Source organism: [Pseudopropionibacterium] massiliense (assembly GCF_900607225.1).
Lineage (GTDB): Bacteria > Actinomycetota > Actinomycetes > Propionibacteriales > Propionibacteriaceae > Arachnia > Arachnia massiliensis.
The window spans coordinates 1,101,659-1,126,604 of sequence record NZ_LR027842.1; the positions used below are offsets into that span (position 1 = coordinate 1,101,659).

21 protein-coding genes, 4 tRNA genes and 2 pseudogenes are annotated in these 24,946 nt (G+C 64.7%); 7 read left to right on the forward strand and 20 right to left on the reverse strand.

Features of this window, described 5'->3' with window-relative positions; translation table 11 throughout:
- Positions 1-180: 180 nt before the first annotated feature.
- From E0E39_RS04810 to E0E39_RS16680, 5 genes and pseudogenes are all read right to left on the reverse strand, one after another.
- Positions 181-324, reverse strand: a pseudogene (locus tag E0E39_RS04810) (ISL3 family transposase); the annotation flags it as partial.
- A 250-nt stretch (positions 325-574) separates the two neighbouring features.
- Positions 575-835 (reverse strand): hypothetical protein, encoded by a 261-nt coding sequence (locus E0E39_RS04815; protein ID WP_165444642.1) that lies wholly within the window; start codon positions 833-835, stop codon positions 575-577.
- Positions 836-1,172: 337 nt separating this feature from the next.
- Entirely contained in the window at positions 1,173-1,430 is a 258-nt protein-coding gene (locus E0E39_RS04820) for a hypothetical protein (protein ID WP_130873719.1), read from the reverse strand.
- 108 nt (positions 1,431-1,538) lie between these two features.
- Complete coding sequence (locus E0E39_RS04825; RefSeq protein ID WP_130873720.1) at positions 1,539-1,835, reverse strand: hypothetical protein; 297 nt, start codon at positions 1,833-1,835, stop codon at positions 1,539-1,541.
- A gap of 885 nt (positions 1,836-2,720) precedes the next feature.
- A complete protein-coding gene (locus tag E0E39_RS16680; protein WP_207302424.1) occupies positions 2,721-2,870 on the reverse strand; it encodes a hypothetical protein in 150 nt (49 codons plus the stop codon).
- A 236-nt stretch (positions 2,871-3,106) separates the two neighbouring features.
- On the opposite strand from E0E39_RS16680, the gene E0E39_RS04835 reads away from it, so the two are divergent.
- The 4 genes from E0E39_RS04835 (at position 3,107) to E0E39_RS04850 (ending at position 9,917) form a co-directional block, all read left to right on the forward strand.
- Entirely contained in the window at positions 3,107-5,062 is a 1,956-nt protein-coding gene (locus E0E39_RS04835) for a type I restriction-modification system subunit M (RefSeq protein WP_207302425.1), read from the forward strand.
- Entirely contained in the window at positions 5,059-6,288 is a 1,230-nt protein-coding gene (locus E0E39_RS04840; protein ID WP_130873722.1) for a restriction endonuclease subunit S, read from the forward strand. Before E0E39_RS04835 ends, E0E39_RS04840 begins: the two co-directional genes overlap by 4 nt.
- Positions 6,289-6,311: 23 nt before the next feature.
- A complete protein-coding gene (locus tag E0E39_RS04845; protein WP_165444643.1) occupies positions 6,312-9,545 on the forward strand; it encodes a type I restriction endonuclease subunit R in 3,234 nt (1,077 codons plus the stop codon).
- Positions 9,546-9,641: 96 nt separating this feature from the next.
- On the forward strand, positions 9,642-9,917 hold the full coding sequence (locus E0E39_RS04850; RefSeq protein ID WP_130873724.1) for a hypothetical protein: 276 nt from the start codon (positions 9,642-9,644) through the stop codon (positions 9,915-9,917).
- A 412-nt stretch (positions 9,918-10,329) separates the two neighbouring features.
- On the opposite strand, the gene E0E39_RS04855 is transcribed toward E0E39_RS04850, so the two are convergent.
- The 8 genes from E0E39_RS04855 to E0E39_RS04890 form a co-directional block, all read right to left on the reverse strand.
- Positions 10,330-10,911, reverse strand: coding sequence for a hypothetical protein (locus E0E39_RS04855; RefSeq protein WP_130873725.1), 582 nt, complete (start codon positions 10,909-10,911; stop codon positions 10,330-10,332).
- Positions 10,912-10,920: 9 nt separating this feature from the next.
- A complete protein-coding gene (locus E0E39_RS04860; protein ID WP_130873726.1) occupies positions 10,921-12,003 on the reverse strand; it encodes an XRE family transcriptional regulator in 1,083 nt (360 codons plus the stop codon).
- Between the two features lie 107 nt (positions 12,004-12,110).
- A tRNA-Ser gene (locus E0E39_RS04865) sits at positions 12,111-12,198 on the reverse strand.
- Positions 12,199-12,247: 49 nt separating this feature from the next.
- Positions 12,248-13,189, reverse strand: a complete 942-nt coding sequence (locus E0E39_RS04870) for an ADP-ribosylglycohydrolase family protein (protein WP_130873727.1) — start codon at positions 13,187-13,189, stop codon at positions 12,248-12,250.
- Positions 13,190-13,223: 34 nt separating this feature from the next.
- Positions 13,224-13,910: a cation efflux transmembrane domain-containing protein gene (locus E0E39_RS04875; RefSeq protein ID WP_130873728.1), complete on the reverse strand. Its 687-nt coding sequence runs from the start codon at positions 13,908-13,910 to the stop codon at positions 13,224-13,226.
- Between the two features lie 400 nt (positions 13,911-14,310).
- A complete protein-coding gene (locus E0E39_RS04880; protein WP_130873729.1) occupies positions 14,311-15,531 on the reverse strand; it encodes a glycoside hydrolase family 32 protein in 1,221 nt (406 codons plus the stop codon).
- A 221-nt stretch (positions 15,532-15,752) separates the two neighbouring features.
- Positions 15,753-16,184 carry a tRNA adenosine(34) deaminase TadA gene (gene tadA, locus E0E39_RS04885; RefSeq protein WP_130875628.1) on the reverse strand — a complete coding sequence of 144 codons (432 nt, stop codon included), beginning with the start codon at positions 16,182-16,184 and terminating at the stop codon, positions 15,753-15,755.
- A 37-nt stretch (positions 16,185-16,221) separates the two neighbouring features.
- Positions 16,222-16,809 (reverse strand): tRNA adenosine deaminase-associated protein, encoded by a 588-nt coding sequence (locus E0E39_RS04890; protein WP_130873730.1) that lies wholly within the window; start codon positions 16,807-16,809, stop codon positions 16,222-16,224.
- Positions 16,810-16,923: 114 nt separating this feature from the next.
- On the opposite strand from E0E39_RS04890, the gene upp reads away from it, so the two are divergent.
- Entirely contained in the window at positions 16,924-17,565 is a 642-nt protein-coding gene (gene upp / locus E0E39_RS04895) for a uracil phosphoribosyltransferase (protein WP_130873731.1), read from the forward strand.
- Positions 17,566-17,611: 46 nt separating this feature from the next.
- Here the strand turns inward: upp and E0E39_RS04900 are convergent, their stop codons facing one another.
- The 6 genes from E0E39_RS04900 to E0E39_RS04925 all read right to left on the reverse strand — a co-directional run bounded on the left by E0E39_RS04900 (position 17,612) and on the right by E0E39_RS04925 (position 21,776).
- Positions 17,612-17,989, reverse strand: a complete 378-nt coding sequence (locus E0E39_RS04900; protein WP_130873732.1) for a hypothetical protein — start codon at positions 17,987-17,989, stop codon at positions 17,612-17,614.
- 91 nt (positions 17,990-18,080) lie between these two features.
- A complete protein-coding gene (locus tag E0E39_RS04905; RefSeq protein ID WP_130873733.1) occupies positions 18,081-18,977 on the reverse strand; it encodes a 1,4-dihydroxy-2-naphthoyl-CoA synthase in 897 nt (298 codons plus the stop codon).
- Between the two features lie 18 nt (positions 18,978-18,995).
- Complete coding sequence (locus E0E39_RS04910; RefSeq protein ID WP_130873734.1) at positions 18,996-19,727, reverse strand: glycerophosphodiester phosphodiesterase; 732 nt, start codon at positions 19,725-19,727, stop codon at positions 18,996-18,998.
- 344 nt (positions 19,728-20,071) lie between these two features.
- Positions 20,072-21,409, reverse strand: coding sequence for an SMI1/KNR4 family protein (locus E0E39_RS04915; RefSeq protein WP_130873735.1), 1,338 nt, complete (start codon positions 21,407-21,409; stop codon positions 20,072-20,074).
- Between the two features lie 77 nt (positions 21,410-21,486).
- Positions 21,487-21,562: transfer RNA gene (locus E0E39_RS04920), tRNA-Arg, on the reverse strand.
- 121 nt (positions 21,563-21,683) lie between these two features.
- Positions 21,684-21,776, reverse strand: a tRNA-Ser gene (locus tag E0E39_RS04925).
- Positions 21,777-21,911: 135 nt separating this feature from the next.
- Here E0E39_RS04925 and E0E39_RS04930 point away from each other — a divergent pair.
- The gene (locus tag E0E39_RS04930; protein WP_165444644.1) at positions 21,912-23,774 is read left to right on the forward strand and encodes an LCP family glycopolymer transferase; all 1,863 of its coding nucleotides are present in this window, start codon (positions 21,912-21,914) and stop codon (positions 23,772-23,774) included.
- 30 nt (positions 23,775-23,804) lie between these two features.
- Here E0E39_RS04930 and E0E39_RS04935 read toward each other — a convergent pair.
- Positions 23,805-23,889 (reverse strand) — tRNA-Ser (locus E0E39_RS04935).
- Positions 23,890-24,091: 202 nt separating this feature from the next.
- On the opposite strand from E0E39_RS04935, the pseudogene E0E39_RS04940 reads away from it, so the two are divergent.
- Positions 24,092-24,901: pseudogene (locus E0E39_RS04940) on the forward strand (pseudouridine synthase); the annotation flags it as partial.
- Between the last annotated feature and the right edge of the window lie 45 nt (positions 24,902-24,946).

Below are 24,946 nucleotides of genomic sequence, written 5' to 3' on the forward strand. Positions count from 1 at the left end.
CCCGCCAGGCCCGGTGAGCGCCCTGCGGGCCGGCCCACAGCGACTGACCCGGCTTGAAGCCCCGTCCTGGTCGACGAGCGGCAGAACGTGCCCCCCGTGTGGGACGTCGTGCGGCGCGAGGTGGACCTCATAGTGCAGGGCCCCGCGGGTGAGCCGGTGGGTCCTGGCGGCCTCACCGCAGGTGTGACGCCAGCAATGCTCATCGACCCCCAGCACGGTGACCCCGTAGAACCGAGCAGGGTAATCGATCAACACCCGCTTGCCTTCAGCGATGATCGCATCGTTGGCGGTGTCTCATGCGACACCGAGCCCCTCGGCGGCCTGAAGTCACGTGTTAACCGGTCACCTTCAACCCGAGTCCGTCAAGCCGGCAGAACATGGTCAGATCAGGCGCGCTGAAGGTAGCGTTGGACACGTCGAGGTCTTCCAGATGAGTGGTGTGAGAGCTTCCATCCTCGGGAGGCCTCGACCCCCTCACCCAGCAGCCACGCCGGAACCCCTACCCACACCCTCGTTTGGGAAGAGCCCCATATGCCTGCCATCACGCCCGTCCCCCCACGCGTTTCAGCAGGAGTCACGGGGCTTGGTTCGGATGCCCCTCGACCTCCTGGAGTTTCCGGCGCTGCAGTCGGCGGACGCGAATGACCTGGGCGATGAGGTCGACGGCCACGAACCCCACAGCGAGGGCGGCGGCCCCGATGAAACGGGAACGCGGATACAGAAAAACGCAGATCAGGAATACCCCGATCCCCTGGAACAGATACAGCTTCACCGAGGTTTTGTTCCACAGATGGCCCTTGATGGAACCATCCCAGTACTTCCATCTCCTTCCCATCATGCGATGATACCTGCTCCGGCAACAAGGATCACTCCACCGGGGACCCAGAACTCCGGCCACGATCGGCCGGTAACGCGTGCAGCTCCCCTCACACGGCATTCATTTATCAGCACCCGAGAGGAAACGAATGTGGAGCCGAATCCGAATTCTGCCCCATAGGACCGCATTGCGGTTTGCTGATCCCGCATCCCACCATGCCTCATGTAAATCGTATATCTTTTCTTCGTTCGTTGACAGAGGAAGCCACCTGCCGCATCTGCCGTCGCTGTAGAGGTATCGCGGCGCCGCGATACCTCTACGCGCGGGCGAGAATGATGCCTTGCGGCACCATTCTTCACCGATGCGGGCGGTTCGGATACTTGCGACGCAGTCGACGAAGATGGATTGCCCAGACGATCTGATAGACGACACATTCCACGACCACCATCGCAATCCCCACGATTGCGGCCCCGAGGAACCGGGCAGGCGGGAACAGCACAGCAACGACCACGAACGTCCCAATTCCTCGAAACAGGTAGGCACCCACCGACGGCGTGTATATTCGAAGATGGTCTTCGACGGATTCGAACCAGCTCTTCGTTTTCCTTGTCATTGTGATCTCATTCCGCCATCGGCAGCCGAAACGCTACCACTGTTACCAGAATGTTATCACCGAAGTGACCAAAGTCGCGACAGTTCCCCACGGATTCAGTCTGACGACCTATTTGATGCCGATCTTGGCGGCGTGTTTAGAGACTTCCTTGCCGAGGTAACGCGCGAGCGCTCCCCGGTTCCACTGGGAGACCCATGTGCGGAACAACTTCCAGTCAAAATCAATGAATCCGATGAATGGATTGACTCCCTTAACCACGCACGAGGCGTACTCCTGAACTCCTTCTACCCCGGGGCTGCAGGGAGGCGTGGCGCTGCCTTTGGCAGCTTCGTAGTCGATGCGCAGTTTGCCTTTGGCGTCTCGAATCACCACCTGATTTAACAAAGTGGTCAGGTCCTGCCTCAATTCCTGCGCCTAGGCGTCGGTGAACTCGCCGTTCTCGCCGCAGGATGCTGTTGAGGTGCCGTGGTCCGCGCTGGCCTCGGTCATGGGCACCGCGAGCATGTTGCACTCCCGAGCAACGCCAGAATGTATTTGATGATGTTCTTCATACCAGCTCCATTTTCGTTGGCTGTCTTCCCCTGCACTTCCCGGCGATCCGGTCAGTGTGCAGGGTGCCACATCAAATAGCTGGCAGGATTTCCTCGGCTCCGGGATTCGATGGTGGCTCCCCGACGTGGCAGATGAGAGCTGCGCCCTGGGCTGGTCGCAGTTCCCGTGCTCCCGGAGTGGCCGGGTGAGTGCTTCGGACAAGCCATGGCGGCACTCCACTAGCAGAGAACACCACTTACACCGTTTTCCCAGTGGAAGGGTTGAGTTGTTCCGGCGGGTTCGCTCCACCTTGTTTCCTGCCGTCATGGCTATTGTCCGTAGTGCGGCTCGCCGGGACACCACGGCCGGACCGTGAACCTCACCCGTTTCACGGTCCGGAAAGGCCATACCCATGATCACGTTCGGTATCGACGCACACAAGCGCTCACACACGATCGTCGCCGTCGACGACCTCGGCCGCAAGATCGCGACCCGCACCATCAAGACCACCACCAGCGAGCACCCCGACGCCCTCGCCTGGGCCAAGGACATCACCCCGGGAGGGACACAGCCGCCGGTGGGCCAACGAAGACTGTCGGCACATGACCCGCCGCCTGGAAGCAGGTCTGCTCACCGCCGCCAAGATCGTCGGCGAAACCGCCGGCGTGGACCGCTTCGCCAACACCGATGCGTTCGCCCGCTACAACGGCACCGCCCCTTTTGCCCGTCTGGTCCTCCAACGTGCCCCGTCACAGACTGTCACGCACTGGCAATCGGCAACTGAACGCCGCGATCCACCGGATCGCGCTCACCCAGGCCCGTCACCACCAGCCCGCAAAGGAGCTCATCAAACGCCGAGTCGAGAACGGCAAGTCCGACCGAGAAGCCCTCCACATCCTCAAGAGACACCTCTCCCGAACCGTTTACCAAGCCCTCCAAACCGACCAACAGGCATCACTCACCCTCCGCAGCTTTACAAAGGAGCTAGGGACAGCCCCTAGCGAGGAGGTGTCGCCCGGGGGCCTGCGCCGCAGTTGGTGGAGAATGGCGGCCGACTGCTCACCGGCACCGCGAGTCCCCATGTGTTGCCTCAGCAAGCTCCAATACGATCCATGCAGGCCCCAAGCAGAAGGCGAGTAGATACAGTGAGCCGTCCCGACCCGAACTTCATCTGGAGCATCGCTGACATGCTTCGTGGCCCGTACCGGCACAAGGAGTTCGGCACGGTCATTTTGCCGTTCACGGTGCTGGCCAGGTTCGACGCGGTACTGGCAGACACGAAGCAGGCGGTGCTGGGGGCGTTTGAGAAATACGAGACCGCACCGGAGCTTGTACGCCACGAGATGCTGAAGCGGGCCTCGGGCCAGTCGTTCTACAACACCTCGTCCTTCACCTTGAAGACGCTGGGCGATCCGGCAAACCTGGCCGCGAACCTCCAGAACTACGTGGAGGGCTTCAACGACGAGGTGCAGGTCGTCTTCGAGCGGTTCAACATGGCTTCGGTCATCGACACCCTGGACGAGCGCGAACGGCTGACGGGGATAGTCCAGAAGTTTGCTGCCCTAGACGTCCACCCTGACAGGGTGAGCAACGCCGAGATGGGCGATGTCTTCGAGGAACTGATCCGACGGTTCATGGAGTCGAGCAAGGACCTCGCGGGTGACTACTTCACCCCGCGCGAGGTCATCCGGCTCATGGTCTCTCTGCTGTTCGCGCCTGACACCGAGGACCTTTCTGATCCCCACCTGATCCGCCAGGTCTACGACCCCACTTGTGGGACAGGCGGCATGCTCTCAGAAGCCCACTCGTGGCTACGCCAGCACAACGGACAAGCCACCCTGAACCTGTTCGGCCAGGAGTTCAACCCCCTGTCCTTCGCCATGGCCAAGGCAGACCTCATCATCAAGAACCAGGACTCCTCGAACATCTACTTCGGGGACACGCTCTTGAAGGACGGCCACGAGGGTAAGACGTTCTCTTACTGCCTCGCGAACCCGCCGTTCGGGCAGGAATGGAAGGTCCAACAGCAGGCAGTCAAGGACGAGCGAGAGCGCGACGGCGAGGATGGACGTTTCGCTGCTGGCCTGCCGAGCGTCAACGACGGGGCGTTGCTGTTCCTTCAGCATCTGGTCTCGAAGCTGCGGCCCGCTGCACAGGGCGGTGGGCGTGGGGCCATCGTCCTCAACGGATCGCCCCTGTTCACGGGCGGAGCCGGAGAAGGGCCGTCGGAGGTGCGTCGTCATCTTCTGGAAAACGATCTCGTGGACGCCATCATCGGCCTGCCCAACGACCTCTTCTACAACACGGGCATCGCGACCTACATCTGGGTGCTCGACAACGCCAAATCCGCCGAACGCAAAGGCAAGGTCCAGTTGATCGACGCAACGGCCCAGTGGGAGAAGATGCGCAAGTCCATCGGCTCCAAGCGCCGCTACCTGTCCGAGGCCAACATCCAAACCATCACTCACCTGTACGGACAGTTCGAAGACGCTGACCCCGACCTGTCCAAGGTGCTGCGTACCGAGGAGTTCGGCTACCGGACGATCACCGTCGAACAGCCGCTGCGCCAGATCTTCTCGGTGGACCAGGACCGGATTGAGAAGGCTTTGTCGCTGACGCCGATCAAGAAGATGGACAAGGTACTGCGAGAACGGCTCAGGGCCGCTTTGGAGAGCATGGACCACGAGGCCGTTTGGACGTCTCGACGTGACTTCGACAAGGAGCTGGGAGCCGCCCTGGTCGCCCAGGAGATGGGCCTCAAACCAGCTCAACGCGCCGCAGTCATGAGAGCGTTCGCGAAATCCTCCCCCGAAGGAGAGTTGGTCACCAACCTCAAGGGCGAGCCCGAGCCGGACCCCTCGCTGCGGGACACCGAGAACGTGCCCCTCACCGAAGACATCGACACCTACGTTGCGCGGGAGGTTCTGCCGTGGGCCCCGGAAGCCTGGGTGAACCGCACTCGAACCAAAGTCGGCTATGAGATTCCTTTCACCCGCGTCTTCTACAAGTACGTGCCTCCGCGCCCACTGGCAGAGATCGATGCCGATGTCCAAGCAGCCATCGCCCGCGTGCAAGCACTCTTTGCGGAGGTAAAGGCATGAGAACCGTTCCCCTTCGCCGTTTGGCCCATATCGTGAACGGCGGCACCCCCAAGGGGAACGCATCAAACTGGGACGGCGACGTACCTTGGGCAACACCCGTCGATTTGGGGACGGCCCACGGCGGCGAACTGTCAGATACCCTCCGAACCCTGACAGATGAGGGACTGGAAACAGGCTCATCTGCCGTGCCAGCGAGGAGCGTCCTCCTTTCAACACGCGCTCCTGTGGGGTATGTCGCTATCGCCACCCAGAGAATGGCTTTCAACCAAGGCTGCAAGGCACTCGTACCCGATAAAAGGCTAAACTCCCGCTACCTGGCCTATGCACTCCAGGCGTCGACCGCCAACCTTCAGGTGCGATCCAACGGCACAACATTCCTTGAACTGTCGACAGAGGAATTGAAGAGCACAAGAATCCCTTATCTGACCGTGTCGAAGCAGGTCCAAATTGCTGATTTCCTCGACCGCGAGACTGCGCAGATCGACGCCATGATCGAAGCGCAGGAGCATCTGCTGACTCTGACGCATGAGCGCAGGCGAGCAGCCATAGCTTATCACCTTGATGCGGAAAGATGTTGCCTTCTTGGTCCACGAATGAAACACGTCGTAGCAGGAGTGCGCCAAGGCGTCAGTCCACAGTGTCTTCCTTACCCAGTAGATGGGGTGAGCGAGTGGGGTGTTCTCAAAGTTGGATGCGTGAACAGCGGCATTTTCAATGCCCTGGAGAACAAGAAACTCCCTGACGAGATCTCACCTGATCCATCTTGCGTACCCGACGTCGGAGATATTGTCATTTCTCGCGCAAACACTCGGACATTGCTGGGAAGCGCTGCGGTTGTAACAAAAGCCATGCCTCGACTGATGTTAAGCGACAAATTGTACTCATTCAATGTTGGCCACAACAACCCTCACTTCATTGCTTTGATACTCGGGACTCACCTCTATCGCGACCTTATTGAGATCGAAGCAACTGGAACAAGCGATTCGATGCAAAATATTAGTCTTCATAGCATTCTTGACTTGCCCATGAACGTGCCCACCCTAGATGAGCAGAACGAACGAGTGGCTCGTTTGCAAACCACCTTACGGACCATGGACACTCTCATCATCGGTGTCCATGAGATGTTGAGTCTGCTACGGGAGCGACGCGAGGCCCTCATTACTGCCGCCGTCAGCGGCAGGATTGACCCCGCCACCGGCATTGAGCGTATCGAGGAGGCGTCATGACGCAGGCGTACAAGGAGCTTGCGATGGAAGACGAGATTGTCGCTCGCCTCCAGAGCCGGGGCTGGGTGTACGAGGAGGGATCGGCTGCGCGCTACGACAAGCAGCGCGCTTTGTTCCCAGAGGATGTCTTCGCGTGGCTGGAGGCCACTCAGCCGGACGAACTCGCCAAGATTGTCAAACCAGGCGTGGGCCCTGCAGCCCAGACGAAGGCGAAGGACGGCATCCTCAATGCCTTGGCTGAGACGCTCAGCAATGTCACAGGGGGCGGGGGCACCTTGACGGTGCTCCGGAAGGGCTTCAGGCGTGTCTCGGCCCGGTTCCAGATGGTGCAGGCCAAACCGACCGAGACGATGAACCCCAAGACGGTACAGGACTATCAGCGCAACGTCCTGCGGGTGGTCCGGCAGGTGCAATACTCGATCACGAACCCAAACAAGTCCATCGACCTCGTGCTGTTCTGCAACGGCATCCCAGTGGCGACCATTGAGTTGAAGACCGAGTTCACCCAGTCGGTGGTGCGCGGACAGGTGCAGTACAAGAACGATCGCGACCCGGGCGCTGACGGCAAGGACGTCCTGCTGGCTTGGGGCAAGCGCGCCTTGGTGCATTTCGTCGTCACCGACAACGAGGTCTCGATGACGACGGACCTGAAGGGCGCCAAGACCACCTTCTTGCCGTTCAACCAGGGCGACGGCACCGGCAAGGGCAATCCGCTGAACCCGGACGGTGCTCGCACCGAATACTTCTGGCGTGATGTGCTGGACAAGGATGCCTTCCTGACCATCCTGACCAAGTTCATCGTCGTGCGCACCGACGAGAAACCGAACCCGGTCACAGGTAAGACGGAGAAGTCCACGTCATTGCGTTTCCCGCGTTTCCACCAGTGGGATGCGGTGGAGAAGATCGTGGCACGAGTGAGCGAGGTGGGCGTCGGTGAGCGCTACCTGATCGAGCACTCGGCTGGTTCGGGGAAGACCGACACCATCGTCTGGACGGCCTTCCGCCTCGCGGCTCTGCACCGGGACAACAAAAAGGTTTTCGACTCGGTGATCGTGGTCACCGACCGTAACGTGCTCGACAAGCAGATGTCGACGGCCATGCGGCAGTTGGATCCCCATCATGCCCAGATGGTGCGGATTGACGGGGCCGGTGGGTCGAAGTCGGGGGAACTGGCCGATGCCCTCCGCTTGAAGACGCCGATCATCGTGGTCACGATCCAGACCGCGCCGTTCGCACTGAAGTACCTACGTGAGCAGGCCGATTCCTCGGGCGGTCAGTATGCGGTGATCGCGGACGAGGCGCACTCGTCACAGACGGGCACGGCAGCGGCGAAGTTGAAGACGGTGCTGAGCCCGAACGAGCAGGCCGACGTGGAGGACGGCGGTGAGATCGATGCGCAGGCCATGCTTGCCGCAGAACTGCCGCAGCGGGCCGAGACCCCCAATCTGACGTACCTGGCGTTCACGGCAACCCCGAAGGAGAAGACCCTCGAACTGTTCGGGACGCCGGACTACGACGATCTGGATGACAATGGTGAACCGCTGCCCAAACCGTTCCACCGCTACACGATGCGCCAAGCCATCGAGGAAGGCTTCATCCTCGACGTCCTCCAGAACTACACCGAGTACAAGGTGGCCTACGAGCTCGGGTTGAAGGCTGCCGACGACGACGTCGAGTCGGTCGACAAGGAGGCTGCCCGCAAGGCAGCGCACCGTTGGGTGCAGTTGCACGAGCACAACATCACCCAGAAGGTCGACATCATCGTCCGGCACTTTCGGGAGAACATCGCGGGCCTGCTGGGCGGCACGGCAAAAGCCATGATCGTGACCTCCTCCCGCAAGCATGCGCTGCGCTACTACAAGGCCGTGGAACGCTACGTGGCCAAGCACGGCTATGACGACGTGCACGCGCTCGTGGCGTTCTCGGGGAAGGTGATCGTCTCAGGCGATGACACCGACATCGCGCCCGATGAACTACTCGGCGTGGGTGAGTACACTGAGGCGGGCGTCAACATCGGCGCCAAGGGCAAACCCTTGGACGAGGTGTTGAACGGCCCCGCTTACCAAGTCATGATCGTGGCCAACAAATACCAGGTGGGGTTCGACCAGCCGCTGCTGTGCGCAATGTACGTCGACAAGCGCCTGGATGGTGTGATGGCCGTTCAGACCCTCTCCCGTCTCAACCGCACGTGGTCCGGGAAGGACCGGGTGTACGTCCTAGACTTCGTGAACGACACCGACGACATCCTGGCAGCATTCAAGCCCTACTACGGGGGTGCTGTCATCGAGAAGCGCACTGATCCCGACCTGCCCAACCGCCTCGCAGTCCAGTTGGACGCCGTGGGTCTTGACCGCATCTACACTCATGACGAGATCGAAGCGGCGGCCATCGCAGCGACCGATCCTCAGGCCACCCACAGCGCCTTGGTGAGCGCCATCGACCCAGGCGCCAAGCGCTTCCTCGACCTGCTGCGCAAGGCTCGCGAGACCAAGGACGACGAGGAGACGCAGCGCCTGGACGGCTTCCGCTCCAACCTCAACAACTACGTCAAGGCGTACGACTTCCTCTCCCAGATCATCCCCTACGACCTGGAGATGGAGAACCGCTCCATCTATTACCGTCTCCTAGCCAAGCGCCTGAAGGACGAAAGGGTGGGTGTGGTAGTAGAGATCGACCACATCACGCTCGCCAAGTACAAAGTGGAGCAGAAAGCCACGAAGGCGCTCAACCTCTCCACTGGGGAAGCAACTCCACTGACCCCGTTGGCGGAGATGGGCACAGCAGCGGCCCGTGAACGGGACATGGCCCACTGGTCCGAGATCATCGACGCCATCAACAGCCTGTTCGCAGACAGCGGGCTGAGCGCCGACGACGTGGTGCCAGAGATCGAAGGGGTCCTCCGCGATGCGAAGAAGGACCCTGTCTTGGTCGCCAAGGCCAAGGCGAATACCGACAGCGACTTCAATGCCGATAACACCGTCGTCACCGAGGTGCTCTCCAAGTTCATCGACCGACGTGAGCGAAGCGAAGAGATCATCAACGCGCTGCTGAAAGAGCAGAACATGGAGACCTTCGCGAACCTGCTCGCCCTGCTTGGGTTCCGCGAGTATCTCGCCACCGTCGACTACTCTTTCCCACCGGCTGATGTGAGCGTCGAGTTGGCACCCGACGCCCAACACCTGGAGATGAAAGGACTGGTCGGGCATTCTGGGGGAACTGGAAGCGCCTCTGCCCGAGATCGAGGAGTGGGTGACTGAAGGTGTTGAGTGAGATGAGGAGTCGGATGTGAGTGAGCCAGCTGCTGCTGGCACCAGCCCACAGTTTCTGTCAGTGCCCCGGCCCATAATGGAGCCATGAATCTCTACACCAAGAATGGTCGTCCCCTACAGGTCAGCGGCGACTCGCTGTTCTCACGCTCGGGCATATACCTCGGCAGAATCTCCAACGGCAGAGTGTACGACCCTTCAGGTCAGTACGCGGGCACCATCTGCGGCGACCGCGTGGTCTACCGCAGCAGTGACAGCGCAACCATCAGCAGCCCTAGCATCTCGGCTAATCGTGTCGGGTCGGCTGCCGCCAACACGGTAGCCTCAGTCATCTGGGGTGACGAGCCCAACTTCCCCGACTAAGAGCCAGGCTGTGGATACCTTCATGAGCTGTCGGCCACCGCGTGGACAGCGATCCACACGATCCTTACCAACCTGCTCCTTGTTACCGCTTGGGTTGCGGCAACCATCGCTTTAGGGCAGTGGAAGACCAGCCGAGATACCACGACGAATGATCGTCAGACGCTGCTGAACCTGAACGCAGGTCGCTTCTACAGGGCTTTCAGGACGTGGACCATCTTGGCCAAGGCATGGGAAGTCTCGCTCATTGAGGCTTATTCACAGTCGTTCTCAACCGCACTCTGATTAGGGGTCTTGCTGGTCGACACGCCTGCTGTGAATAAGCCTCGATCAACTGATCGCTCCGTGCAGGGCGCGCTCGGGTGCGAGTGCTGAAGCCTCCGCTATAGCACTGGCATTCCGGCACCCAGCTGGATCACGGGGGTGGTTTGATCCAGTCGGCGAATCGCGCACGATCACGAACCTCGTCGGGGCAACCCCGCTTCTTGTCCAGCAGGATGTGGCGAATCTCCCAGAGGCGCGTCTCCGTGATGTGTCCCTTCCAGTAGGCCACGCGGAAGAAGTGCCACGAGGTGGTTACTTGGATGGTCGGGCTCACATCCAAATTGGCGAGCCGACGGGGAACGCCCTTATCATCCGAAACCACCACGGACTTGATGCTTCGTGAGGTGAGGATGGCCAAGGTCTCCGCTTCTCCAGCATGAGTGGCATCAGGGTTGGTGGATGCCTGTCGAAAGAAGTCCTGATTCAGCCGAAAGTTCATGAACTCCTCTCGCGTCTCCAGGAGCAGTGGCTCCCCGAAGATATCGTGCGCATCACGCATGTGCGGTAGGCCCTGCTTTGATGCCTGATCGTTGCATTCGCTGGCGACCGTGCCGCACCAAGAGCCATTGTTCGCCACGAGGCGTCCAAGCAGTGGCATTTCGTCAACGAGAGCGAAGTTGATCAGCACGGTGGTGTCCGGGAACACCAGTCGCGGCTTGGGGTCGTCGTGCACTTTGGCAGGCTATCCGAGCAGGGACATCAAGTCGGAGTCACTCATGGTGGGGACAGATGGCTCGTCAACTTCCAAGGTCTCAGGGTCGACTCCCAGCATCCATGCCAGCGTTCCCTTCTGGAGTTTCCCGAGAGCCACGCCCTCCAGATGCGCATCCTTCAACCACGAGGGGAAGGTGCGGGCACTGGCACGCGTCATGCGCTCCGTGATCGGATCACCTGGCTCACTCTGCTTCCAGTAGCGACGTAGGAGGCGTTGGGTGGACAGGTCCAGCAGAGAGCGCGTCTCGGGTGGCACTGGAAGACGAAGGTTCTCCAGCCGCACTTTCACGGTGTAGGTCGAGACGCCCCACTGCCAGATCAATGCGGCCAATTCATGCGAAGACAGCCCAGACCAGTCAATGTCGCGCAACTCCGGCTCCGGGAGCAGCAACTCTGCGGCGAACTGGTTGGCGGCAGCCTCCTCACGACTGACTTCACGGCCCTCAACGGCCATGACGCCCTCGTGCCCGAGGACCAGATGAGCCAACTCGTGTGCCAAGTCGAAGTTCTCCTTGAACCAGTTGCCCGTCTCCGGGATGACGATCACGTCACGCGGCCCAATCTGAAGCGAGTAAGCCGTACTAAGGCCAGGCAGCCGAACTGTGTCGATTCCCAGGGCAGCGAGACGCTCAATGAACGGACGTACGAAGCCCTCTCCCAGGGCCTCCCGTGCGGAGGCAAGGTCTCCGGGGACACGGCTGGGCTCCAACGAGTACACAGCCTCAGCTTGGCGGTACGCGAGTAACACATCCGACAGGATGGGTTTGTCACCTTGCTCGCCGTCGATGCTGCGAGTCCACGTCTCTCTGTCGAAGTTATGGCGTCCCGACACCACGAGCCGGTTCGGGTCAGGCACACCAGTGATGAGCAGGTGAATGTCCTGGTCGAGCACCTCGGCCAGGCGCGCCAGTTCGAGCGCGGAAAAGCCACGCTGACCACGAAGCGCACGTGAGAAGGCGTCCTCGGTCATCCCGACCCGACGCGCTATTTCCTTCTGAGGGGTGCCTTCAGGGATCGCCCCAAGCACCCGTTGACCAATGCTGGGGTTCATGGTCACCATCCTAGAATGTTCTTGGGATTTTCCCAAGAGCCAGGTGCGATACCCCTTAAGAGCACCGAAACCCCCGGCGCGGACACCGGGGGCTCGACCAATACGACTGGCGGTGACGGTGGGATTTGAACCCACGGTGGCTTGCACCACACTCGCTTTCGAGGCGAGCTCTTTCGGCCGCTCAGACACGTCACCGCCGATGAGCGTATCCCAGCCCGGCCCCGCGGACAAATCCGCTCTTCCCTCAGCCGACCACGACCTCGAAGGTTCCGACCCGGTCCGCGATCCCCGCCGCCAGGTCCTCGATCATCCCGACGTCGTGGAGACGGTTCCGCCAGCTCTCCGGGATTCCGCTGCGCCCGTACAGCGCCCCCGTCAGCTGCCCGTAGATGGCCCCGACGGTGTCGGCGTCGTCGCCCAGGTTCACGGCCAGCAGCGCCCCTTCGAGGAAGTCGTCGGTCCTGGCGAGGGCCCACAGCGCCGCTTCCAGGCTGTGCAGCACATATCCCGACGACGAGATCTCGTCGCGTTCCTTGACCCGGTAGGAGCCGCGCAGGATCGTCGCCAGGTCGGGGTTGGTCACCTGCTCGGCCAGGTCGGCGGCCAGTACGTACATCTCCGTGCGCGACGCCCCCTCGATGGCGGCCGCGATCAATCTGCCGTAGGCCCCGCACGCCTCGACGCACTCGACGGCGGGATGGGTGGTGCGGGAGCTGTCGGCGGAGAACCGTCCCGCGGCCTCGGGGTCGTCGCAGAAGGCCATCGCGACCGGCGCCAGGCGCATCAACGAGCCGTTGCCCGCGCTCATCCCGCCGACCGCCTCGCGGTAGGGCTCGCCGGTGATCTCGAACTCCTCCAAGGCGACGCGGGTCTGGTTGCCGATGTCGAAGCACCGGCCCGTGCTGCTGAGGTACCCGTCTCGGTACCAGCGGACGAACCGGGCCAGCTGGTCGCGGGGATCGTAGGCCCCGGTCTCGGTCAGGCTCGCTGCGATGCACAGCGCCATCGACGTGTCGTCGGTCCACTGCCCGGGCGCGAGATCGAACACCCCTCCGCCCACCATGTCGGTGACGGGCGGGAAGGAGTCGCGGGCCTGGAACTCGACGGCGGCACCCAGGGCATCACCCACCGCCAGCCCCAGGAGACTGCCCAGAAGTCGGTCACGCCATGTGTCGCTGATCGCCATGACCTCACCCTAGGGGACCCGCGGGTTATGGCGACTACGTCTCACGCATCCCGCAGTCATCCCCGCAGGGGCCATCGCCTCCCCTGCCCAGGGCGGCCGCGGATGTGGCGCAGCAGGCGTCTCCGCGCCAGGCCTCGACGCCCTCGCGGACAGCGAATCCGGCGATGACCAGGGCCGCCACGGGATCGGCCCAGGTCCAGTCGAGCAGGCTGTTCAGCACGAGACCGACCAGCAGTGCTGCGGAGAGGTAGGAACACACGAGGGTCTGTTTCGAGTCGGCGACCGCGGAGGCCGAGCCGAGCTCGCGGCCGCAGCGTCGTTCGAACCAGCTCAGGAACGGCATCACCACCAGGCTCAGTGCGGCGAGCACAATTCCGACGGTCGAGTGCTCCGGTTCGCGCACACCGGTCAGCGAGAGGGCGGCCTCCGTGGTGACGTAGACCGCCAGGGCGAAGAAGGAGATCGCGATCACCCGCAGTGCCGTTTTCTCCCGGCGTTCGGGATCGGACGAGGCGAACTGCCAGGCAACCGCCACCGCGGAGAGCACCTCCACGACCGAATCCAGGCCGAATCCGATCAGGGCGGCGGACGACGCCTCACCCCCCGCCGCGAGGGCGACGAAGGCCTCGATGACGTTCCAGGTGATCGTGAGCGCGACGACGATCCTGATCCGTCGCTGCAGGGTCGCTTTCCTACCGGGCTCCAAGGCTTCCGCCGTCACCGGGAAACCCCCGCGACGTGGCAGCAGGGTGATTCCGCGCAGGCAACGTCATCGACGGTCGGGGGGAGCTCCGTCCGCGAAGCAATGGTCAGCATGCGCCGACCCTACAGCAAACACTGGCCCGGGGCGCTGCCCTGTGGCCAGGTCTGCTGTTCGGGCGTGGGATGGTTTCGACACGGGCCGCTCGTTTCTCACGGCCCGGCTCAACCAGCTTGGAGGGCAGAAGTTGGTTGAGCCGACCTGCGAACGTCAGCGAGTGGAGCGTGTCGAAACCAAGGCGAGGGTGATCGGGGACCGGTAGTCGGGTTCTGGCCACCAGGTGCCGGGGGTTTCGACACGGACCGCTCGTCCCTCACGGCCCGGCTCAACCAGCTTCAGAAAAGGACGCTCACGCACCTGATCAACCGGTTTTGGGGATGGTCGGGACCACCTCGGCGACTTGCACCCGGGCTCCTTCCGGTGTGATCAGGGTCCAGGGTTCGTCGGAGCGCCACGTGCCCGGGATGCCGTCTTTCGGGTAGTGCTCCAGGACCGCGCCGTCCACCCACACCTGCGACCCGTCCGGCACCTCGACGACCCCGTGGCTGGGATGCGTCAGCCGCACCCCGTCGCCCGCTACCCGCAGCGCCCAGCGCCGCTCCACCAGTGACGTCCCACCCGTGTCGAGGGGACGCCAGCAGCCGACCAGTGCCTCGGCCGCCCCCGGGTCGACGAAACTCACCACCCGCTCGCCCACCAGTTTCACGCGACGCGGCAGGCTGAGGCAGCCCGCGTGGTCGCGGACGGCCGGGTCCTGGGCCTGCTGCCGCACCCAGCCGATCAGCAGCGGCTCCCCGTCGGCGACGGTGGCCTGCACGGCGTAGAGGTCGGGGCCGACGTCGAGGAGGTTCGCGTGTTCGGCGACGAACCGCGGCCGCGCCCCGTCGGCCTCAAGCCTTCCCACCACTGCCAGTTCCCCGACGAGCCGGTCCCCGTCGAGGACGGAGACCAGCAGCACCCAGCTCTCCCCCAGCCGGAACAGCTGCGGACACTCCCACACGTCGGCGGTGGCGGCGGCCGCCAGCACCGGGTCGTCGGCGACGAACAACCCCAGGTAGCGCCACGCCAGTTCGTTCTGCCGGTCGAACAGCAGCACGACGGGGGTGCCGTCGCGGCGGCCCGCCCCGAGGATCGCCAGGGGCCTGCCGTCGAGTTCAAAGACGAACGGGTCGCGCATCACGGCGATGTCGTCCAGATCAGGGGTGGGCGCGACGACGACGGGCGCGTCCCAGGTCACCAGGTCGGGGCTGCCCCAGCGCAGGCACACCGTCGAGGCCCCCGATTCGTCCGTGACCCCGGAGTAGACCACCCCGGGTCTTTCATGGCCGGGCAGGAACACCCCCGACCAGCAGCCGAAGGCGTCGGGGCCGCCGGGGGTGGGTCCGAAGGCGACGGGCAGCAACCGCCAGTTCGCCAGGTCGTCGCTGACGGCGTGCCCCCACGCGATCCGCCGGTGTTCCGGGGCGGCCGGGTTGTGCTGGAAGAACACGTGCCAGGCCCCGTCGCGGAGGGTCATGCCGTTCGGGTCGTTGAGCCAGCCTCTGTGCGGCCGCAGGTGATAGCTGGTGGTCGGTGCGGTCATCTCCTGGCCTCTTCCGGTGGGGTCTCGCTACGGGCTTCGCATCCACGCTATCGGAGGGCGGAAAACCCAGCCCAGCCCCGAGATCCCGCCCACGCTCCCGCGATTCGCTTGTCTTACGGTCATTCGCCTGCGCTGTGGCGCAGGCGTTCGTCCACAAGGCTGGCGTTTCCGTCGGGAGGGTTGGCGGACGACGGGAAGGCAGGCGTTCCCCCGTCGGGCCCCTACCGTCGCCCCTCGAAGAACTCCCCCAGCAGGGCCGCGCAGTCGGCGGCGAGCACCCCCGTGGTCACCCTCGGGCGGTGGTTGAGACGCGGGTCGCGCAGCACGTCGAACAGCGACGCCACCGCCCCCGCCTTGTCGTCGAGGGCCCCGAACACGAGGTGGTCGATCCGGGCCGCGACGATCGCGCCCGCGCACATGGTGCACGGCTCCAGGGTCACCACCAGGGTGCAGCCCGTCAGCCGCCACCGGCCGAGGACGTCGGCGGCGCGCCGGATCGCGACCACCTCGGCGTGCGCCGTCGGGTCGCTCGTGAGTTCGCGTTCGTTGCCGCCCACCCCGATCGGCGACCCGTCGGGCCCGAGGACGACGGCCCCGACCGGCACGTCGCCGCGCAGCCCCGCCTCCCGGGCCGCGGCGAGGGCCTGCCGCATCGTCGGCTCGTAGCGGCGCGCCACGACGGCCGGTTCCTCAGTCGTCGAAGGCCTCGACGGCCCGTTCGAAGACCTCGTCGATCTTCAGGCGTCGCGCCACCTGCATCAGCAGCTCGTCGGAGTCCTCCTCGTAGTCGGTGGCGATGGCCTCCAGTTCGAAACCCCGCAACCCGGCGGCGGCGAACATCTCCAGGTCCCCGACGGGCGTCGGATCGTCCTCCTCGTCGGGGATCTCCTCGCCCAGGTAGTCCACGACGTCGCGGGCGATGGGCCAGTCGTTGGCGGCGGTGGCGTCGCTGAGCAGCACCTCCACCACCCGGCCCCTCACCCGGCAGATCACGAAGAACTCGCCCGCCACCGACACGTATCCGTCCGCCCCGGAATCGCCGGGCAGGCGGCCGAGCTGGCGGATCAGCTCGTCGAGGTCGTTGGCCAGGTCGAAGTCCATGGGAACCGCCGTCGCCTTGCCGTCCTCCCGGTACACGGCGACGACGAGGTCGATGTCGTCCTCCCCCGCGTCCTCGAGGTCGTCGTCGAAGAATTCCTCCTCCGAGTCGTCGGCGGCTTCCAGACCGCGGTCATCCCTCAGGTCAAAAGGCTCGGCGTCTTCATCAAAGGCGTCCACGGCTGCTCTCCTCCCGGTCCTACGGAAACCCCATCCTTCCAGATATCCGGCCTCTTCGAGGGTTCGGGGCGATATCCGTTCCCCCAAACCCTCCAGGTGTGTCAAAGTGGGCTCGTGGAACTTCGCGTCATCTCCCATCCGCTCGTCGATCACAAACTGACGGTCCTGCGAGACCGCAACACCGAGCAACCCACCTTCCGCCGCCTCGTCGAGGAGCTGGTGACGCTGCTGGCCTACGAGGCCACCCGTGGGGTGCGCGTCCACGAGATCGCCGTCGAAACCCCCGTCGCCCCCACCGTCGGCACGAAACTGGACTCCCCGGCCCCGCTGGTGGTGCCGATCCTGCGGGCCGGCCTGGGGATGCTCGACGGCATGCTGCGACTGGTACCGACCGCCGAGGTCGGGTTCCTGGGCATGATCCGCGACGAGAAAACCCTGGAGCCCACCACCTACGCCGAACGTCTGCCGCAGGACCTCTCCGGTCGCCAGTGCTACGTGCTCGACCCCATGCTCGCCACGGGCGGGTCGCTGGGGGAGGCCGTGAAATTCCTCGTCGACCGCGGTGCCGACGACATCACCTGCATCTGTCTGCTGGCCGCTCCCGAGGGGATCAGGAGGATCCAGGATCTGCTGGCGGACCTCGACGTCCCCTGCACCCTGGTGGTTTCCGCCGTCGACGAATGTCTCAACGACCGGGGCTTCATCGTTCCCGGTCTGGGTGACGCCGGCGACCGGCTGTACGGGCTGGCCGACTGAGGGGCCGCACAGGGCTGCCCCGAGCCGCCAGCCCGCGGCGTTTGGTTCAGCTTTCCTTGCCTGCCAATTTCGCCCCGCACTCTATGGCGGCCTCGCCCATGGCCTTGCCGTCATCGTCGGAAATTTTGGAGCCGGCATCTGTACTGCTGTCCTCGTCGGTGGCGGTTGTGACGCCCGTCTTGCCGTCCGCGAGTTTCTGGAGAGAATCGGCGCTCAGCTTGTCGTAGCTGCCATCGACTATGCATCCGACGTAGTCGTTGAGCGTCTCGTCGTCGTATGAGCTCTCGCCGTGGGCCTTCATCATCTTGACTATCCCCTCCTTGACGGCGTCCTTGCTCGGTTTCCCGCTGCACCCGACCGCGCCAAAAGCGATGGCGACCGAGGCCAGGACTGCCACCGATCCCTTGAGCACCCGTAAAATCATGTCTGTCCGTTTCCCTTTCCCGGCGCGGCTCAGCGCCGACACCGTGCAGGGTAGTGGCCGCCGGGAGCCACGGGGCCGGGTTCTCAGGAAATCAGTAGTAGTACGGGAACCCCGACCAGTCGGGGGTACGGTGCTCCAGGAAGGAGTCGCGGCCCTCCACGGCCTCGTCGGTCATGTAGGCCAGGCGGGTGGCCTCGCCGAGCAGTACCTGTTGGCCTACGAGACCGTCGTCGACCAGGTTGAAGGAGTACTTCAGCATCCGCTGCGCGGTCGGGGACTTCGCGCAGATCCTCGCCGCCCAGTCGAGCCCGGTCTCCTCCAGTTCCTCGTGCGGCACCACCTTGTTGACCATGCCCATCTCGTGGGCCTCCTGAGCGTCGTGGACGTCGCCGAGGAAGAAGATCTGGCGCGCGAACTTCTGCCCCACCTGGCGGGCCAGGTAGGCGGAACCGAAGCCGCCGTCGAAGGAACCGACGTCGGCGTCGGTCTGCTTGAAGCGGGCGTGCTCCCGGGAGGCGATGGTCAGGTCGGAGACGACGTGCAGGGAGTGCCCGCCGCCCGCGGCCCAGCCGTTGACGAGCGCGATCACGACCTTGGGCATGAACCGGATGAGCCGCTGCGCCTCCAGGATGTGCAGCCGGGCGAGTTTCGCCCTGTCGACGGTGTTCGCGGTCTCGCCGTCGGCGTACTGGTATCCGGCGCGGCCCCGGATGCGCTGGTCGCCGCCGGAGCAGAACGCCCAGCCGCCGTCCTTCGGGCTCGGCCCGTTGCCGGTCAGAAGCACGCAGCCGATGTCGGCGCTGGTGCGGGCGTGTTCCAGGGCCGCGATCAGCTCGTCGACGGTGTGGGGCCGGAAGGCGTTGCGCACCTCGGGCCGGTTGAAAGCGATCCTGACGGCCGCGACGTCGCGGGCGCGGTGGTAGGTGATGTCGGTGAACTCGAAGCCGGGGATCTCGTCCCATCGCTCCGGCCGGAACGGGTTGGTCATGCCCACACCCTAGGCCCCTCAGAGGTAGGGGCGTTCCAGGGCGCGGCGGGCGCGGTCGGGGAAGTTCGTGATGACCGCGTCGACCCCCAGCGCCGCGAGGGAGCGGATGTCCTCGTTCTTGTCGACGGTCCACACGTTCACCCCGACCCCGGCCTCGTGGCACAGCCACATGTAGTTGGGTTGCTGGAGGGCGTAGAAGTGCGGATGGAGGAACCCGGCCCCGAAGACGTTGGCGTAACACCACGGGTCGTAGAGGCCGTCGGAGTACAGCAGGCCGAGGCATTCCGGAGGCACCGCCCCGCGCAGGTTCGCCAGGGCGAAGTGGTTGAACGACGAGAACAGCACCCGGTGGAGCAGCCCCGCCTCCTGCACGATCGTCAGGGCGTCGTTCTCCATCCCGGGGTACAGCTCGATGCCGTTCTTCAGCTCGAGGTTGATGCGCAGCCGGGTGGGTTCGAGCAGTTCGAGGACCTCTCGGAGGGTGGGGATCTGCACCTTCCGGTGCCCGACGAAACCGTTGCTGTAGTTGCACAGCCGCAGCTGCTCCAGGGTCAGGTCGGCCACCCTGCCGAACCCGTTCGAGGTGCGGTTGATGGTTTCGTCGTGGATGACGACGAGCTGCCCGTCGATGGTGCGTTGCACGTCGAGCTCGACGCCGTCCGCACCCATCTCGATCGCCTGCTGGATGGCGGGAATGGTGTTCTCGGGGGCGTATGCCGATGCTCCACGATGAGCCCAGATCGCTGTCATGATTATCCTCCCCGGCCCATGATATGCCCTCTGACAAGGGTCTTCGGGAGAATCACGGGTCGCGTCTTCCCCTCAAGGTTGGTTGATCCGACCCGCGGCTCCTCTTCTTCGAAGTTGGTTGAGCCGACCCGCGAGTCTTCTCCTTTGACGTTGGTTGAGCCGACCCGCGGGCGCCAGCGAGCAGGTCGAGTCGATACCAAGACGACCTTACCCGGGAACCCGTGGACAGGTCTGCCTCCTATCCGCCGGATGGTTTCGACACGGGTCGCTCGTCCCTCGTGACCCGGCTCAACCAGCTTCAGGAAGGGGTGCTCACGACCCGACTCAACCAGCTTGTTCGGCCTTCACTCCTTCATGACGAAAGCGGTGCTCGGCACCCCGTAGCGGGCGTAGGTTGATTCGCAGCCGTGGCAGGGACCCACGAGCTGGTCCTCCGGGGAGTGGATCACCACCTCCATGCCGAGTCCGGGGAGCGCGTCGACGCCGTTCTCCTGCGCTGCCTGGGCCAGTACCTTGAAGGCCGCATCCAGCGAGTAGTCCCACTTCGCGTAGGGGCCGCCGCCGCGGATCGCGTTGTCCAGCCACGCCTCGTACCAGGCGACGAATCCCGCAGCCACCCGCCGGAACTCCCCGTCGCAGAACCGGGAGTCGAGCGCCACCGAGCCGTCGATCAGGTCGAGCGCCCACTGGGCTCCGCAACCGGCCTGCGCCAGGTGCAGCCAGCCTTCGGTGATCGGGCGCAGATCGAGGCCGTAGCCCGGTCCGGCCCCGGACGCGGCGATCTCGTCGACGAACCAGCGGGCGTCCGCGGGCAACGAAATGGCCTCGGTGAACCCGGGAGCGCCGAGTCGCATCCCGTGGTTGCGGCCGCCGAGCCAGCCGGCCTCGTTCCGGGAATCCCCGGATGCGTTCCGCAGCAGGTCGAGGGTGAGTTGCAGGTCGTGGCGGGTGAGCCGGGGTGCGGGTTCGAGTGGTTTCAGGAGCGCCCACTCGCGCAGCATCCGGATGCCCTCGGCCTCCGTCGGGCCCTCGACCAGGACCGCGCGGCCGGGTTCCCAGTCGTCGGCGCCGAGCTTGACCTCCGCGATCCGGTCCGGTCCGACGCCGAGGAAACAGCCGAGCGGGATGATGTCGTCGCCGCGGGTTGCGGGAATGACGCCGCTGGCCAGCACCTTCGTCGTGAGCGCCCGGGAACCGCCCAGCCGCTCACGGTAGGCCTGCGCCACCTCGAGCGGCACGTTGATGCTGCGGTCGATGCCACCCATGGTGACGAGGTACCTCCGGCCCTGGAGCGTGGTCTCGAACTGTTCCACGTCGGGGTTCTCGGTGTCGATGAGATCCGCCCGTCCGATCGCGGTCAGCAGCACCGGCCCGAACGCGCAGGCCCAGTTGCACCCGGCCGTGACCAGCGCCCGGTACATGTCGTCGCCGTAGCCGCTGGCCGTGACGAGGGCCCCCGGGGTCCCCAGGGCGCCGCCCCGGATGTCGAGGGTGAGGAAAACGCCGTGGGGTGGCTCCTCCTGCATCGAATTGATGTGACACGCGATCACGGGCAGGCCCTCACCCAGCCGCACGATCTGGACGCCGTCCTCCTCGGCCACGTGTGCGCCGACGAAGTGGTTCGCGATCACACCGGCCAGTAGTTTCTCCGGGGTGGGGTTCGGGTCGTTGGGGTGACTCATGGTCCCAATGACAACACATCCCCGGGGCAGCAGAAAGGCCTCGCGACCGGTACATCCCGGAGACGAGGCCTGCGGCGTGGCGCGCTCGGAGGGACTCGAACCCCCAACCTTCTGATCCGTAGTCAGATGCTCTATCCATTAAGCTACGAGCGCGGGCGAGGAGTAACTATACGGCCCATCCTCCGGCTTGGCAAAACAGCTTGGGCGCAGCCCCGGGCGACGATGATACGCCGTGAAACCTCGAGGCCCCGGGGAAACCGGAGCCTCGATGCGCTGGCGGAGGTGGCGGGATTTGAACCCGCGATGGGGTTGAGCCCCAAACCCGCTTAGCAGGCGGGCGCCATAGACCAGACTAGGCGACACCTCCAGCGCGCTACAGACTAGCCGAGGCATGACGACACCGGCAACCGACGCCTCGCACCCGCATGGGGGATACCGCGAACGTCGTCCGTTTGCCCGACCGCCAAGTACACTGAGCCGCGACGCGAGAAAAGGAGACGTCTTGCCCGACAACAACTACCCGCGACTCTACCGCGGTGGAGACCCGGCACGTCGACGCGACGACGTCACCGGCGGGTCGAGGGAAGAGTCCGAACTTGAGCAGACGTCCATCCGCCCCCACAAGGCCCCGGCCCAGGAATCGAAGGGCCCGGGGAAGAAAGCGTCCCGCAGCGACAGGGATTCCTCGAAGAAGCGCCGGGATTCGTCGGCCGGCAGATCGGGTGGTTCACGCGACAGCGCGAAGAGGGCCAGGTCTCGCAAATCCCGGGATACCTCCGGTCCGAAGCATGCCGCAGGTTCCAAGAGGGCGTTGGACAGGTCCTTCAGGCGCTGCGCCACCCTGACCATCGCCAGCACCCTCCTGCCGGGCCTCGGACTCGCGGGAGCCCGGCAACGCTGGGCAAAAATCCTGGGAGTACTCCTCCCGATCGGCTTCCTGGGAGGCCTGATCTGGCTGGCCGTGCGCGCCGTCATGAACCCGGAAAGAGCCATCGGCTGGGTCCTGAGGCCCGGACTCCTGCGCGGCGCCCTGGTGGTTCTGATCATCACCGCTCTGGGTTGGGCCTGCCTGATCGCCCTGACCCACCTCATCACCAGACCCAAGGGCCTGACCACCGCGAAACGAGCCATCGGCGCAAGCCTGGTGGTCGCCTTGACCTTCGTCGTCTCCGCACCCCTGGCGGTCGGCGCCCGCTACACCCTGTCCCAGCTGCAACTCCTGGGATCGATCACCGGGGACGACGTGACAGCAGGCAGCCGCCCCGATATCGACGCGAACGCCGAAAACCCCTGGAAGGACACCCCACGACTCAACATCCTGCTGCTCGGCGCCGACAGCACGGGCACCCGCATCAAGGACGCCGGCAACAGCGTCTACACCCCTCGCACCGACACCATCATGGTCGCCTCCATCGACACCGCCACCGGCGACACCACCCTGATCCAGATCCCCAGAAACCTGGAGCACACACCCTTCCCGGAGGGAAGCAAACTGGCGCAACTGTTCCCCCGCGGTTTCCGCGGCGCCGGCGACGAGTCGGAATGGTACGTCAACGCGCTCTGGGAGAAAACCGTCGCCGGCGACCACCCCGACATGGTGGAGGCCCTCGGAACCCCCACCCCCACCTACCCCGGAGCAGAGGTCCTGAAACAAGGAATCGAGGGCATCACCGGACTGCACATGCACTACTTCGCCCTGGTCAACATCGACGGCCTGGAGCAGCTGATCAACGCCATGGGCGGAGTGCGGTTGAACGTCAACCGGAAGCTGCCCATCGGTGGCGATCACCAGACCGGAAGGCGGCCGCACGGATGGGTCCAGCCCGGCGAGAACCAGCTCCTCGACGGCTACAACGCCATGTGGTACGCGCGGAGCCGTTTCGACTCCGACGACTACGACCGCATGGCTCGCCAGTCCTGTCTGGTGAACGCGGTCATCAAACAAGCGGACCCGCTGACGATGCTCACCCGCTACGAGGGCATCGCGCAGGCCTCCTCGGACATGGTCATGACCGACATTCCCCAGGACGTGCTGGCCCTCATCGCCCAGCTGGCCCTCAAGGTCAAGGACGCCTCGGTCTCGCGGTTGGCCTTCGTGGATGGCCAGAACGGGTTCGTGTCAGCCAATCCGGACTTCGCTCTGACGCGCAAACGAGTGCAGGACGCCATCGCCCCGCCCTCCCAGGCGAGCGAACCGGCGAGCAGCAGCGCCCCCACCGAGGCGCCCAGCACGGCGACGTCCTCACCGGCGCCGACGAAACAGCCATCCTCGGAGCAGCCGCAGCCCTCTGCGACGTCCTCCGACACGGCCCCGTCGACAGCCGAGCAGGTCACCGACTCCTGCGCCTATCACCCGCAGGAGTGATCCACCCGGGCGACGTGTCCGGCGCGAAAGCGGCGAGAGTGGGATTCGAACCCACGGAGAGTTGCCCCTCGGCCGCTTTCAAGGCGGCTGCACTAGTCCACTATGCGATCTCGCCGTGCGGGATTCATCCCGCGGAGCCCATCTTAGGGGCTGACGAGGTCGAACGGGACACGGCCTCGCCAACCGGTCGACCCAACCAACGTCACGCGGTGGAGAATGGTTCGGTGCCACCCAAGTCTCCGCTTCCGCCGCGCCACGGGCTGCAAGCCGCCTGGGTCCGCACCCCAGACCGCGGGGCGCCGGCACCGTGGGCGACGATGCGGGAGTTCCTGCTGGACAAGCTGGGACCCGGCCGCGACTGCGTCGACCCGATGCTGGCTCGCGGTGGCTTCGTCGACGAGCACGGCGCGCCGTGGCGGGGCGACGAACCGTACCGGCCCAACGCCTTCGTCTGGTTCCACCGGGAGTTACGGCCGGAGGCCGAGGTGCCGGGCGCGTTGGAGGTGCTGCACCGCGACGAACGGGTCGTCGTGTTCGACAAACCGCACTTCCTGTCGACCATTCCGCGCGGCAGGCACGTGCTGCAGAGCGCCGTCGTGAAAGGCAGGGCGACCACGGGGCTGCCGGAGTTGTCGGCGGCGCACCGGCTGGATCGCGGCACCGCCGGGGTGCTGCTGATGACCACGGGGAAGCGGTGGCGCTCGGCCTATCAGGACGTGTTCGCGCGCCGCGAGGCGAGCAAGGTCTACGAGGCCATCGCCCCCTTCGACCCGGACATCGGGTTCCCGCAGGTGGTGAGGTCGCACCTGGTCAAACGCGTGGGGGTGCTGCAGGCCGAGACCCTGGACCTGCCGCCGAACTCGGAGACGCGGATCGACGTGATCGAGGTGCGCGGCGCGTGGGCCCGCTACGAGGTCCGTCCCCGAACCGGCCGGACCCACCAGATCCGCGCCCACTTCAATCAGCTCGGGCTGCCACTGCTCGGCGACCCGCTCTACCCGGTGATCTCGGAAGTGGACATCGACGACTTCACCACCCCGCTGCGACTGCTGGCCCGGGAGCTGTCCTTCACCGACCCCGTCGACGGAAACGAGCGGCGTTTCACGTCGCGTCGGCGGCTCACCTCCCGGACGGGTCATGACCTTCCCGTCCCTCCTCAGTTTACCGCCCCC

What these genes read in the sequence shown, in the direction of transcription:
- E0E39_RS04815 (WP_165444642.1), bottom strand. Translation starts at nt 835, where the DNA reads ATGGGAAGGAGATGGAAGTACTGGGATGGTTCCATCAAGGGCCATCTG.
- E0E39_RS04820 (WP_130873719.1), bottom strand. Translation starts at nt 1,430, where the DNA reads ATGACAAGGAAAACGAAGAGCTGGTTCGAATCCGTCGAAGACCATCTT.
- E0E39_RS04840 (WP_130873722.1), top strand. Translation starts at nt 5,059, where the DNA reads ATGAGAACCGTTCCCCTTCGCCGTTTGGCCCATATCGTGAACGGCGGC.
- E0E39_RS04845 (WP_165444643.1), top strand. Translation starts at nt 6,312, where the DNA reads ATGGAAGACGAGATTGTCGCTCGCCTCCAGAGCCGGGGCTGGGTGTAC.
- E0E39_RS04850 (WP_130873724.1), top strand. Translation starts at nt 9,642, where the DNA reads ATGAATCTCTACACCAAGAATGGTCGTCCCCTACAGGTCAGCGGCGAC.
- E0E39_RS04860 (WP_130873726.1), bottom strand. Translation starts at nt 12,003, where the DNA reads ATGAACCCCAGCATTGGTCAACGGGTGCTTGGGGCGATCCCTGAAGGC.
- E0E39_RS04870 (WP_130873727.1), bottom strand. Translation starts at nt 13,189, where the DNA reads ATGGCGATCAGCGACACATGGCGTGACCGACTTCTGGGCAGTCTCCTG.
- E0E39_RS04880 (WP_130873729.1), bottom strand. Translation starts at nt 15,531, where the DNA reads ATGACCGCACCGACCACCAGCTATCACCTGCGGCCGCACAGAGGCTGG.
- tadA (WP_130875628.1), bottom strand. Translation starts at nt 16,184, where the DNA reads ATGCGGCAGGCCCTCGCCGCGGCCCGGGAGGCGGGGCTGCGCGGCGAC.
- E0E39_RS04900 (WP_130873732.1), bottom strand. Translation starts at nt 17,989, where the DNA reads ATGATTTTACGGGTGCTCAAGGGATCGGTGGCAGTCCTGGCCTCGGTC.
- E0E39_RS04905 (WP_130873733.1), bottom strand. Translation starts at nt 18,977, where the DNA reads ATGACCAACCCGTTCCGGCCGGAGCGATGGGACGAGATCCCCGGCTTC.
- E0E39_RS04910 (WP_130873734.1), bottom strand. Translation starts at nt 19,727, where the DNA reads ATGACAGCGATCTGGGCTCATCGTGGAGCATCGGCATACGCCCCCGAG.
- E0E39_RS04915 (WP_130873735.1), bottom strand. Translation starts at nt 21,409, where the DNA reads ATGAGTCACCCCAACGACCCGAACCCCACCCCGGAGAAACTACTGGCC.